The sequence below is a fragment of the Streptomyces misionensis genome, assembly GCF_900104815.1.
Taxonomy (GTDB): domain Bacteria; phylum Actinomycetota; class Actinomycetes; order Streptomycetales; family Streptomycetaceae; genus Streptomyces; species Streptomyces misionensis.
This window is the reverse complement of the sequence record NZ_FNTD01000004.1, coordinates 3,472,063-3,483,655: the sequence shown is the minus strand read 5'-3', so window position 1 is coordinate 3,483,655 and position 11,593 is coordinate 3,472,063. Positions and strand designations below refer to the sequence as shown.

At 71.6% G+C, this 11,593-nt stretch carries 10 protein-coding genes and 1 tRNA gene; 8 read left to right on the top strand and 3 right to left on the bottom strand.

Annotation, left to right across the window (positions count from 1 at the left end; translation table 11 throughout):
• Positions 1–67 precede the first annotated feature (67 nt).
• Positions 68–1,675 carry a potassium/proton antiporter gene (locus BLW85_RS17410; protein ID WP_079172353.1) on the bottom strand — a complete coding sequence of 536 codons (1,608 nt, stop codon included), beginning with the start codon at positions 1,673–1,675 and terminating at the stop codon, positions 68–70.
• A gap of 185 nt (positions 1,676–1,860) precedes the next feature.
• On the opposite strand from BLW85_RS17410, the gene BLW85_RS17405 reads away from it, so the two are divergent.
• Complete coding sequence (locus BLW85_RS17405) at positions 1,861–4,746, top strand: penicillin acylase family protein (RefSeq protein WP_074992532.1); 2,886 nt, start codon at positions 1,861–1,863, stop codon at positions 4,744–4,746.
• A 68-nt stretch (positions 4,747–4,814) separates the two neighbouring features.
• Here BLW85_RS17405 and BLW85_RS17400 read toward each other — a convergent pair whose 3' ends face one another.
• Positions 4,815–5,432 carry a 5-formyltetrahydrofolate cyclo-ligase gene (locus BLW85_RS17400; RefSeq protein ID WP_071828480.1) on the bottom strand — a complete coding sequence of 206 codons (618 nt, stop codon included), beginning with the start codon at positions 5,430–5,432 and terminating at the stop codon, positions 4,815–4,817.
• 95 nt (positions 5,433–5,527) lie between these two features.
• Here BLW85_RS17400 and galU point away from each other — a divergent pair, with 95 nt between their 5' ends.
• The 7 genes from galU to BLW85_RS17365 all read left to right on the top strand — a co-directional run bounded on the left by galU (position 5,528) and on the right by BLW85_RS17365 (position 11,010).
• Complete coding sequence (galU, locus tag BLW85_RS17395) at positions 5,528–6,439, top strand: UTP--glucose-1-phosphate uridylyltransferase GalU (protein WP_070023756.1); 912 nt, start codon at positions 5,528–5,530, stop codon at positions 6,437–6,439.
• The gene (glp, locus tag BLW85_RS17390; protein WP_070023755.1) at positions 6,436–7,758 is read left to right on the top strand and encodes a molybdotransferase-like divisome protein Glp; all 1,323 of its coding nucleotides are present in this window, start codon (positions 6,436–6,438) and stop codon (positions 7,756–7,758) included. Before galU ends, glp begins: the two co-directional genes overlap by 4 nt.
• Before the next feature lie 105 nt (positions 7,759–7,863).
• Positions 7,864–8,376, top strand: a complete 513-nt coding sequence (gene moaC, locus BLW85_RS17385) for a cyclic pyranopterin monophosphate synthase MoaC (protein ID WP_070023754.1) — start codon at positions 7,864–7,866, stop codon at positions 8,374–8,376.
• Complete coding sequence (locus BLW85_RS17380) at positions 8,373–8,873, top strand: MogA/MoaB family molybdenum cofactor biosynthesis protein (RefSeq protein ID WP_074992531.1); 501 nt, start codon at positions 8,373–8,375, stop codon at positions 8,871–8,873. The genes moaC and BLW85_RS17380 overlap by 4 nt, the downstream gene beginning before the upstream one ends.
• A gap of 20 nt (positions 8,874–8,893) precedes the next feature.
• Entirely contained in the window at positions 8,894–9,517 is a 624-nt protein-coding gene (locus BLW85_RS17375) for a GNAT family N-acetyltransferase (RefSeq protein ID WP_070023752.1), read from the top strand.
• Positions 9,518–9,690: 173 nt separating this feature from the next.
• Positions 9,691–10,845 carry a divisome protein SepX/GlpR gene (gene sepX / locus BLW85_RS17370; protein WP_208624851.1) on the top strand — a complete coding sequence of 385 codons (1,155 nt, stop codon included), beginning with the start codon at positions 9,691–9,693 and terminating at the stop codon, positions 10,843–10,845.
• A 91-nt stretch (positions 10,846–10,936) separates the two neighbouring features.
• Positions 10,937–11,010 (top strand) — tRNA-Ala (locus BLW85_RS17365).
• 49 nt (positions 11,011–11,059) lie between these two features.
• Here BLW85_RS17365 and BLW85_RS17360 read toward each other — a convergent pair.
• Positions 11,060–11,536, bottom strand: coding sequence for a GNAT family N-acetyltransferase (locus BLW85_RS17360; RefSeq protein ID WP_070024426.1), 477 nt, complete (start codon positions 11,534–11,536; stop codon positions 11,060–11,062).
• Between the last annotated feature and the right edge of the window lie 57 nt (positions 11,537–11,593).

Sequence of the window (11,593 nt, the reverse complement as noted above, 5' to 3'; positions counted from 1 at the left end):
ACGGTCGCGCCAGCTCTGCGTCAGGCAGAGTTGGTTCGATCAGGGTGCGCCCCTCATCGTACAGGCGTCACCGTTTTCCGGTCCCCGAGCCGCCGGCCTCCGCCCCGTCCGTGCCCAGCCAGCTCGCCAGCTTGCCGCCGTGGGCGACCGCGCGCAGCCGTCGCTCCGCCGCGTCGCGCACCGGGTCGGTGGCGACCACCAGGAGTTCGTCGCCGCGCCGCAGCACCGTGCTGGGCAGCGGAACGAACGATTTTCCCTCCCGGACGACGAGGGTGACCGCGGAACCCGACGGCAGCCGCAGCTCGGCGATCTCCACGCCGTGCATCCGCGACTCCTCCGGGATGGTCACGGACAGCAGGTGCCCGCGCAGCCGCTCCAGGGGCGCCGACTCGATGCCGAGGTCGGCGGCCTCGCCCTTCTCGCCGAGCCGCAGCTTGCGTGCCAGCCAGGGCAGGGTCGGTCCCTGCACCAGGGTGTAGACGACGACCAGGACGAAGACGATGTTGAAGATGCTCCGGCTGCCCTCGACGCCGTTCACCATGGGGATCGTCGCCAGGATGATGGGCACGGCGCCGCGCAGCCCGGCCCAGGACATCAGGGTCTGCTCCTGCCAGGGCACCCGGAACGGCGTCAGGCTGAGCACCACGCTGAGCGGGCGGGCCACCATGGTCAGCACCAGCCCGATCACCAGGGCGGGCACGACGTCGTCGCCCAGTTCGTGCGGGGTGACCAGCAGGCCGAGCAGGACGAACATGCCGATCTGGGCGATCCAGCCGAGTCCCTCGGCGAAGCCGCGGGTGGCCGGCCAGTGCGGGAGCTTGGCGTTGCCCAGCACCATCGAGGCCAGGTAGACCGCGAGGAAGCCGCTGCCGTGCCCCAGGGCGCCGGCCGCGTACGCCGAGATGGCGATGGCCATGACGGCGATCGGGTAGAGACCGGAGGCGGGCAGCGCCACGTGCCTGAGCCCCCAGGAGCCGGCGAAGCCCACCGCGAGCCCGACGGCCGCGCCTATGGCCAGCTCCAGGGCTATCTCGCCCAGCAGCAGGTACCAGTGCTCGACCGGTCCGGCCGTGGAGAAGGCGACGACCAGGATGACCACCGGGGCGTCGTTGAAGCCGGACTCCGCCTCCAGGGTGCCGGTCACCCGGGACGGCAGCGGAATCCTGCGCAGCACGGAGAAGACGGCCGCCGCGTCCGTCGAGGACACCACCGCGCCGACGATGAGGGCCTGCCGCCAGTCCAGCCCGACCAGATAGTGCGCGCCCGCCGCGGTGACCCCGACACTGACCGCGACGCCCCCGGTGGCGAGGACGGAGGCGGACGACAGGACCGGCCGGATCTCCTTCCATTTCGTGCCGAGACCGCCCTCGGCGAGGATCACGACCAGGGCCGCGTAACCCATGACCTGCGTCACGGCGGCGCTGTCGAAGCGGATGTGGCCCAGGCCGTCCTGGCCCATGACGACGCCGATCCCCAGGTAGACGAGCAGGCTGGGGAGCCCGCTGCGCGAGGAGATCCGCACCGCCGCGACGGCGACGAGCAGGACGAGGGAGCAGACGAGCAGGAGCTGGTTGAGGTGGTGAACAGTCAGCGGCGCTTCCCTTCCTTGGCCCGGGCGCGGGGACGCGCGGACGGCGCGAACACAAGATCCGAGGCTGCGGCGGACCGCATCCAAGTACTTCGTTACCTTACCTAATTCTTGACGCTTTCTTGACGTTCTCCAGGGATGACCGAACGCTCGTGCGCGTTCGTTCCCGACTCCGCGTCAAGGCGGACGGGGTCCTGCGCCTATGGTTGCTCCAGCGCTCATTCAAAGTCACAGCCCGACCTGCCGCTCGCGTTAGGACAGCAAGGACAGCGATGCCCCCGAACACCACCGCCACAACGGGTGACACCGCCACCACCGGTGCCGCGCCCGCCAAGTCCGGCAGGAAGAAGGGGCGAAGAGCCCGACTGCTCGTACTGCTGCTGGTCATGGCCGTCATCGCAGGCATCGCCTACGGCGGGTACTGGTCGGTCAGCACGGTGCGCGCCTCCCTGCCGCAGACCACCGGAACGATCAAGCTCGACGGTCTGTCGGGCCCGGTCGACGTCAAGCGGGACGCCAACGGCATCCCGCAGATCTACGCGTCCTCGGACGCGGACCTGTTCATGGCGCAGGGCTACGTCCAGGCGCAGGACCGGTTCTACGAGATGGACGTGCGCCGGCACATGACCGCCGGGCGCCTGTCGGAGATGTTCGGCAAGAGCCAGGTCAAGAACGACGAGTTCCTGCGCACCATGGGCTGGGACCGGGTGGCGAAGCAGGAGTACGACACCAAGCTGTCGGCCGCCACCAAGCGGTACCTGGACGCCTACTCCAAGGGCGTCAACGCCTACCTGAAGGGCAAGGACGGCAAGGACATCTCCCTGGAGTACGCCGCCCTCAACCTGACCAACGACTACAAGCCCGAGCAGTGGACCCCGGTCGACTCGGTCTCCTGGCTGAAGGCGATGGCGTGGGACCTGCGCGGCAACATGCAGGACGAGATCGACCGCGCCCTGATGACGAGCCGGCTCGGCCCGCAGCAGATCCGGGACCTCTACCCGGACTACCCCTACAGCCGCAACAAGCCGATCGTGCAGGAAGGCCAGTACAGCGCGCTGACCAAGAGCTTCGAGCAGAGCGCCGGAGCGGGCACGCCCGTCGGCACGGGCACGGCGGGCACGGGGACCACGGGCACGACCGGTACGACGGGCACGGGGACCACGGGCACGACCGGCAGCGGCACGACCGGCGCCACGGGCTCGTCCACGGGCACCACGGGCACGACCGGCACCGGAACCTCCACCGGCACCGGTTCGGGCCTCACGAGCCAGCTGGGGGGCCTCTACAACGCCCTGGACAACCTCCCGACCGCCGTCGGCGTGAACGGCCAGGGCATCGGCTCCAACTCCTGGGTCGTCGCCGGGAAGTACACCATCACCGGCAAGCCGCTGCTGGCCAACGACCCGCACCTGGAGGCGTCCCTGCCGGGCGTCTGGTACCAGATGGGCCTGCACTGCCGGACCGTGTCGGCCAAGTGCCAGTACGACGTCACCGGTTACACGTTCGCCGGCATGCCCGGTGTGATCATCGGCCACAACGGCGACATCGCCTGGGGCATGACCAACTCCGGGGTGGACGTCTCCGACCTCTACCTGGAGAAGGTCACCGCGGGCGGCTACCAGTACGGCGGCAAGGTGCGGCCCTTCAAGACCCGCGAGGAGACCATCAAGGTCGCCGGCGGCGCCCCGAAGAAGATCGTGGTGCGGCAGACCCAGGACGGGATGCCGCTGCTGTCCGACCGCGACGACGAACTGGTCCAGGTCGGCAAGAAGGCCACGGTCAACACCGCGGCCCCGGACCGCGGCGACGGCTACGGCATCGCCCTGCGGTGGACCGCGCTCGACCCCGGCACCTCCATGGACGCCGTGTTCGCACTCGACAAGGCGGCCGGCTGGACCGACTTCCGCGCCGCGGCCGCCAAGTTCGACGTCCCCTCGCAGAACCTGGTCTACGCCGACACCCGCGGCCACATCGGCTACACGCTGCCCGGCAAGATCCCCACGCGCTCCGCCGCCGACGACGGCTCCGTGCCCGCGCCGGGCTGGGACCCGCAGTACCGCTGGACCGGCTTCATCCAGCAGGACGAGCTGCCGTACGAGCTCGATCCCAAGCGCGGCTACATCGTCACCGCCAACCAGGCCGTGGTCGACAAGGACAAGTACCCGTACACCCTGACCACCGACTGGGGCTACGGCACCCGCAGCCAGCGGATCACCGACCTGATCGAGTCCAAGATCAAGGGCGGCGGCAAGATCTCCACCGACGACATGCGGCAGATGCAGCTGGACGACAGCAGCGAGATCGCCAAGCTGCTGGTGCCGAAGCTGCTGAAGATCAACCTGGACGACAAGAACGTGCGCGACGCGCAGAAGCTGCTGGAGGGCTGGGACTACACCCAGGACTCCGACTCGGCGGCCGCCGCGTACTTCAACGCCGTCTGGCGCAACATCCTCAAGCTCGCCTTCGGCAACAAGCTCCCCAAGGAGCTGCGCGTCAAGGGCCAGTGCCTGTGGGTCGACAAGATCGACAGCACCGGTCCCGTCGACGACGACACCAAGGTGCGCGAGTGCGGCCAGCGCGCCGACGACCAGGCGCAGCCGGACGGCGGCGACCGCTGGTTCGAGGTCGTGCGCAACCTGATGAACAAGCCGGACAGCGACTGGTGGAAGACCCCCAAGGCGGGCACCCGCCCGCCGGCCGCCAACATGGACCAGCTCTTCGCCCGCGCCATGATCGACGCCCGCTGGGAGCTGACCGCCAAGCTCGGCAAGGACATCGACACCTGGAGCTGGGGCCGGCTGCACCGCCTGTTCCTGAAGAACCAGACGCTCGGCACCGACGGCCCGAAGGCGCTCCAGTACCTGCTCAACCGCGGCCCCTGGAAGCTCAACGGCGGCGAGGCCGCGGTGGACGCGACCGGCTGGAACGCGGCCGGCGGCTACAACGTCGTCTGGGTGCCGTCGATGCGGATGGTGGTCAACCTCGCCGACCTCGACAAGTCCAAGTGGATCAACCTGACCGGCGCCTCCGGGCACGCCTTCAGCGCCCACTACACGGACCAGACGGACAAGTGGTCCAAGGGTGAGCTGCTGCCCTGGTCGTACTCCGCCAAGGCGGTCGACAAGAGCACGAGCGACACGCTGGTCCTCCAGCCGTAGCCGCCGCGATCACCCCGGAACGGCCCTCCGCGCACGCGTGGAGGGCCGTTCCCCTGTCCACCGGCCGCCTACCGGCCGAAGCGGCGCACCCCGGACGGCGTCACCACCGCGTGCACCGGCCGGTCGTGCGCCTCGGCCGGGACCCGGTCGACGACCTCCGTGTCGTACAGCAGCACCACCAGCCGGGGACGGGCCCCGGCGCGCTCCAGCCGGGCCAGCACCCGGTCGTAGGAGCCGCCGCCGCGCCCCAGCCGCATCCCGCGCGCGTCCACCGCGAGCCCGGGGAGCAGGACCACGTCCGCGCCCGTCACGGCCCCGGGGCCGAGCCGCGCGCCCGACGGCTCGAACAGGGCCATCTTCCCGCCGTGTTGCACCCGCGCCAGGGACTCCCGGCCGGTGTACTCGCCCCAGTCGAGATCGTTGTCGGGCAGCAGCACGGGCAGCAGGACCCGCGTCCCCCGCGCGCGCAGCGCGTCCAGCAGCGCGCCCGTGCCGGGCTCGGAGCCCACCGAGACGTACGCGGCGACCGTGCGCGCCCGCGCCAGCTCGGGCAGTTCCAGGGCGCGCGCGGCCAGCGCCCGGCCCGATTCCCGCACGTCATCCTCGGGCAACCCGCTCCTCACCGAGAGGAGGTCTCGCCGCAACTTCCGCTTGTCAGAGTCGTCCGCGCGTCCGTCGTGTTCCACGGGTCCTTCTCGTGCCCTTCCTGGTTTCCGTCGTCGAAGGGGCGTCCGAGTTGATCTCCGGATTGCCCCTAAAGTCACCGGTTAAGGTGGCGGGCATGACTCAGTCGCACCCCAGGATCAGCAAGGCTGTCATTCCGGCGGCAGGCCTTGGTACCCGGTTCCTTCCGGCCACCAAGGCCACTCCCAAGGAGATGCTGCCGGTCGTCGACAAGCCGGCGATCCAGTACGTGGTCGAGGAGGCCGTGTCGGCGGGGCTCGACGATGTCCTCATGATCACCGGTCGCAACAAGCGTCCCCTGGAGGACCACTTCGACCGCAACTACGAGCTGGAATCGGCCCTGGAGAAGAAGGGCGACGCGGAACGGCTCGCCAAGGTGCGGCAGTCCAGCGACCTGGCGACCATGCACTACGTCCGCCAGGGCGACCCCAAGGGCCTCGGCCACGCCGTGCTGTGCGCCGCCCCGCACGTCGGCCGCGAGCCCTTCGCCGTCCTCCTCGGCGACGACCTGATCGACCCGCGCGACCCCCTGCTGCGCCGCATGATCGACACCCAGGAGCGGCACGGCGGCAGCGTGGTCGCGCTCATGGAGGTCGCGCCCGAGCAGATCCACCTGTACGGCTGCGCGGCCGTGGAGGCCACCGGTGAGGACGGCGTGGTCCGGGTGACCGGGCTGGTGGAGAAGCCGGACGCGGCGGACGCCCCGTCCAGCTACGCGATCATCGGCCGCTACGTCCTCGACCCGCACGTCTTCGACATACTGCGCACGACCGAGCCGGGCCGCGGCGGCGAGATCCAGCTGACCGACGCCCTCCAGCAACTGGCCGACGACGAGAAGGTCGGCGGTCCGGTGCACGGCGTCGTCTTCCAGGGCCGCCGTTACGACACCGGCGACCGTGGCGACTATCTGCGTGCCATTGTCAGACTCGCATGCGAACGTGAAGACCTGGGCCCCGACTTCCGGGCCTGGCTCCGCAGTTACGTAGCCGAGGAGATGCAGCAGAGTTGACCAGCGCCGCGCCCCGCCCCACCGGCGAAGACGACCTGTGGTCGGTGGACGAGCACCTGGAGGACATCCTCTCCAGCGTCCACCCCCTGGAGCCCATCGAACTCCAACTGCTGGACGCCCAGGGCTGTGTCCTGGTCGAGGACGTCACCGTGCCGGTGTCGCTGCCGCCGTTCGACAACAGCTCCATGGACGGCTACGCGGTGCGGGTCGCGGACGTGGAAGGGGCCGGCGAGGAGTTCCCGGCCGTCCTGGAGGTCGTCGGGGACGTCGCGGCGGGCGCGGACGACCCGGTGCGGGTCGGCCCCGGCCAGGCCGCCCGGATCATGACCGGCGCCCCGTTGCCGCCCGGCGCCGAGGCCGTCGTCCCCGTCGAGTGGACCGACGGCGGGCTCGGCGAGGGCCCGGCCACCGGCATGCGGGCGCGCAGCCTCGCCCCCGAGGGCGCCGAGGGCCAGGTGCGCGTGCACCGGCCCGTGGCGGCGCGCGCGCACGTACGGGCCGAGGGCAGCGACGTGAAGGCCGGGGACCGCGCCCTGGAGGCCGGTACGATCCTCGGCCCGCCGCAGATCGCGCTGCTCGCAGCGATCGGCCGCGGCACGGTGAAGGTGCGCCCCCGCCCCCGCGTGGTCGTCGTCTCCACCGGCAGCGAACTGGTCCAGCCCGGCGAGTCGCTGGGCGGCGGGCGGATCTACGACTCCAACAGCTTCGCCCTCACCGCCGCCGCGCGGGACGCGGGCGCCATCGCCTACCGGGTGGGCGCCGTCGCCGACGACGCCGAGACCCTGCGCTCCACCATCGAGGACCAGCTGATCCGCGCCGACCTGCTGGTCACCACGGGCGGGGTGAGCGTCGGGGCGTACGACGTGGTCAAGGAGGCGCTGGCGGACATCGGCGACGAGGACGTGGCGGGCAGCGGCATCGAGTTCCGCAAGCTGGCCATGCAGCCCGGCAAGCCCCAGGGCTTCGGCGCCATCGGCCCCGACCACACCCCCCTGCTGGCGCTGCCCGGCAACCCCGTGTCGTCCTACGTCTCCTTCGAGCTGTTCGTGCGCCCCGCGATCCGCGCCCTGATGGGCCTCACCGACCTGCACCGGCCGCGGGTACGGGCCACGCTGAAGGCGGACGAGGCGCTGCGCTCCCCGAAGGGCCGCCGGCAGTTCCTGCGCGGCCGGTACGCCGACGGGGAGGTGACCCCGGTGGGTGGCGCGGGCTCCCATCTGGTCGCGGCGCTGGCCCAGGCGGACGCGCTGATCGTCGTACCCGAGGACACGGAGTCGGTCGAGCCCGGCACCGAGGTGGAGGTCGTGGTGCTCGGCTGAGGCGCCTCCTGGTCAGCTGTGCGGGGCTACTTGGCGGTACCGTGTCGCGCACAACAGGCCCGCGCACCGCACGGCGACGGGCCCGGACCGGGAGCGCCGTACAGCATGACCGAACCGTCCCGGGGGCAGACCCCCCGACCCCCCGCACAGGACCGTCTGACGCACCTCGACGCGGCCGGCGCGGCCCGCATGGTCGACGTCTCCCAGAAGGACGTGACCGCGCGCACCGCACGCGCCTGCGGCCGCGTCCTGGTCTCGCCCCGCGTGGTCGAGCTGCTGCGCGGCGAGGGGGTGCCCAAGGGGGACGCGCTGGCCACCGCGCGGATCGCGGGCATCATGGGGGCCAAGCGCACCCCGGACCTGATCCCGCTGTGCCACCCGCTGGCGCTGTCGGGTGTGAAACTGGACCTGTCGGTCACGGACGACGCCGTCGAGATCACGGCCACCGTGAAGACCACGGACCGCACGGGCGTCGAGATGGAGGCCCTCACCGCGGTGACGGTCGCCGCGCTCACGGTGATCGACATGGTCAAGGCGGTCGACAAGGGAGCGGTCATCACGGACGTACGGGTCGAGGAGAAGACGGGCGGCAAGTCGGGCGACTGGAGCCGGTCATGAGCTACCGCGCGCTGGTGGTCACCGCCTCCAACCGGGCCGCCGCGGGGGTCTACGAGGACAAGGGCGGCCCGCTGATCGCCGACGGCCTCGCGCGCCTCGGCTTCACGGTGGACGGCCCCCGGGTCGTCCCGGACGGGGAACCGGTCGAGGCGGCCCTGCGCGAGGGGGTGGCCGCCGGGTACGACGCGATCGTCACCACCGGCGGCACCGGACTCACCCCGACCGACCGCACCCCCGAGGCGACCCGCGCGGTGCTCGACCACGAGGTGCCGGGCATCGCCGAGGCCATCCGGGCCTTCGGCCTCGCCAAGGTGCCGACGGCGGCGCTCTCCCGGGGCGTGGCCGGGGTGGCCGGGCGCACCCTGATCGTCAATCTGCCGGGTTCCACGGGCGGCGTGAAGGACGGCCTGGCCGTCCTGGAGCCCCTGCTGACCCACGCCGTCGACCAGATCCGCGGCGGCGACCATCCCAGACCCAGCAGTGGGGGTGCGAGCTGAACGGCTCCATCTGGCCGGTCGTGCTGGCGGACGGCGACGTCGTCCTCCGCCCGATAAAGCTGCGCGACCAGGGGGCCTGGCGCGAGGTGAACCGGCGCAACCGGGACTGGCTGCGTCCCTGGGAGGCCACGATCCCGCCGCCCACCCCGAGCGGTCCGGTCGCGCACCGGCCGACCTACCGGCAGATGGTCCGGCATCTGCGCCGCGAGGCCAACGCCGGCCGGATGCTGCCCTTCGTCATCGAGTACCAGGGGCGGCTCGTCGGGCAGTTGACGGTGGCCGGGATCACCTGGGGATCGATGTGCTCGGGGCACATCGGCTACTGGGTGGACGAGGCGGTGGCCGGGCGCGGGGTGATGCCGACGGCCGTGGCGCTGGCGGTGGACCACTGCTTCCGCAGCGTGGGGCTGCACCGCATCGAGGTGTGCATTCGCCCGGAGAACCGGCCGAGCCGGCGGGTGGTGGAGAAACTCGGATTCCGCGAGGAGGGGCTGCGCCCGCGTTATCTGCACATCGACGGCGCCTGGCGCGACCACCTGGTCTTCGCGCTCACCGCCGAGGAGGTGCCGGACGGGCTGCTCGGACGCTGGCGGCGGGCGCGCTCGGCGGCGCGGGGACAACGGAATCCGCAGAACAGTAATTGAATATATGTTCGAAATTGATCGGCGCTTGACCGTCTCTGCGGCTTTGAATTACCTCGTGCGAGCGGTCCGCTGATCGCATCGGTCGCAAAAATGCTGGAAATATCAGCCAGATCGTGCGACACACCGGCCCAATTGGCCGATCCCTTCGGCCAAACCCCTCTACGGTGTGAGGCGTGAGCAGCAGCGGCCTCATCTACGCAGTCATTGTCGGGGCCTGGGCCGCCTACTTGGTGCCGATGTGGCTCCGTAGGCAGGACGAGCTGAACGAGGCCCGTCCGACGGAACGCTTCAGCACCGCCATCCGGCTGCTGTCCGGACGGGCGGGTATGGAGCGCCGGTACGCCAAGGACCTGCGGGCGCGCTCCACCCAGGAGGGGGAGCCGGACGCCGTCGACCCGGACGCCGTCACCGACTCGGTGGACGTCCGGGCCTTCGCCATGCCTCCGACCCGCCGTCAGATCCCCCTGGACACCGGCCCCGAGGCGTCCCGGAGCGCGGAACCGGACCGGGACCAGGATCCCGCCCGGCAGCACGCACCGGCGCCCCGACGCACACCCTCGGCGCAGGCCGCCGCGGCGCGCGCCCGGCGCTCCAAAGTGCTCGCGCGCCGTCGGCGCACCACCGTGCTGCTCTTCCTCGCCTTCACCCTCGGCGCGATCGTCGCCGCCGTCGGCGGCCTCGCCTTCCTCTGGGCACCCGGCGTACCCGCCGTGCTCCTGAGCGCGTACATCGCCTACCTGCGCACCCAGGAACGCCGCCGCTTCGCCTACCAGATGGACCGCCGCCGCGCCGAGGTCGCCGCCCAGCGGCTGCGCGAGCGCCAGCCGCGCCGACGGGTCCCCTCGCCCGAGGCCGCCCACGCCGCCGACGAACCGGAGGAAGCCACAGGGACCGACACGGACCCCGGCCTCCTCGCGCTCGCCGCGGACCGGCGCGCCCTCGTGGAACAGACCGACCACGCCGAATGGGTCGACCAGCAGCGCGAGCGGCAGCAGCGCCCGGGACGCGGGGACAGCTGGGAGCCGGTACCGGTGCCGCTGCCCACCTACGTGACCGCCCCCGTCGCACCCCGGGCCACCTCCGGCGTCGACCTCGGCGGGCCCGACACCTGGAGCTCGGCCCGCTCCAGCGCCGTCGCCCCGGAGGCCGAGGCGGGCCACGCGCCCGCCGAGGAGGACGAGCCGGCGTCCGCCGCCGGGGACCGGCCGGCCGACGGCCGCAGCGACGCGCGCCGCGCCGCCTCCGCGCGCCGGGCACGCGAGCGCGGCCGCACCCCGCTCTTCGACCAGTACGAGGACGGCGACCGCCCGCGCGCCGCCAACGAGTGACGGCCGCCACACTCCGAAAGCCGCCCCTGACCAGTCGGGGAACGGATTTCCAAGCACCCCGATCGGGATGCTAGAGTTTCACTCGTTGCAAGGGCCTGTGGCGCAGTCCGGTAGCGCACCTCGTTCGCATCGAGGGGGCCAGGGGTTCAAATCCCCTCAGGTCCACGCAGCATGAAGCCCCGGTCGGTTCTCACCGACCGGGGCTTCAGCGCGTCTACAGGAGCTTGGCGTAGCAGAGGCTCTCCGCGTGGAAGCGGTAGTAGCCGAACTTGGCGCACGGCTCGTAACCGCTGGAGGTGTACAGGGCGACGGCCTCCGGCTGCTTGGTGCCGGTCTCCAGGACCATCCGGACGCGGCCGGCCGCGCGGGCGTCCTCCTCCAGGGCGGCCAGTATTCGTCTGGCCAGGCCCCGGCCGCGCATCTGCTCGATCACGAACATCCGCTTCAGCTCGGCGTCACCGTCCGCGTAGCCCTCGTCGTTGCGGTCCTGGCCGCGCCAGCCGCCGGTGGCAACCGGGCGGTCGGCCTCGTCGTACGCGATCAGATACAGACCCCGGGGCGGGAGGAAGTCCTCCGGGGTGAGGACCGTTGCGTCGCCGTCGTCGCCGTAGCGCTCGGCGTACTCGGCCTGGACCACGTCGTTGAGCTTGATGGCGTCGGGATGGTCGAAACGGACGCGGCGGAGGTTCATGCTGGGCATCGCGCTTTCCTGCGAGAGGGACCCCTCGGTGGTGAGGGCTCCGTCCAG

What these genes read in the sequence shown, in the direction of transcription:
- BLW85_RS17405 (WP_074992532.1), top strand. Translation starts at nt 1,861, where the DNA reads ATGCCCCCGAACACCACCGCCACAACGGGTGACACCGCCACCACCGGT.
- galU (WP_070023756.1), top strand. Translation starts at nt 5,528, where the DNA reads ATGACTCAGTCGCACCCCAGGATCAGCAAGGCTGTCATTCCGGCGGCA.
- moaC (WP_070023754.1), top strand. Translation starts at nt 7,864, where the DNA reads ATGACCGAACCGTCCCGGGGGCAGACCCCCCGACCCCCCGCACAGGAC.
- BLW85_RS17380 (WP_074992531.1), top strand. Translation starts at nt 8,373, where the DNA reads ATGAGCTACCGCGCGCTGGTGGTCACCGCCTCCAACCGGGCCGCCGCG.
- BLW85_RS17360 (WP_070024426.1), bottom strand. Translation starts at nt 11,536, where the DNA reads ATGAACCTCCGCCGCGTCCGTTTCGACCATCCCGACGCCATCAAGCTC.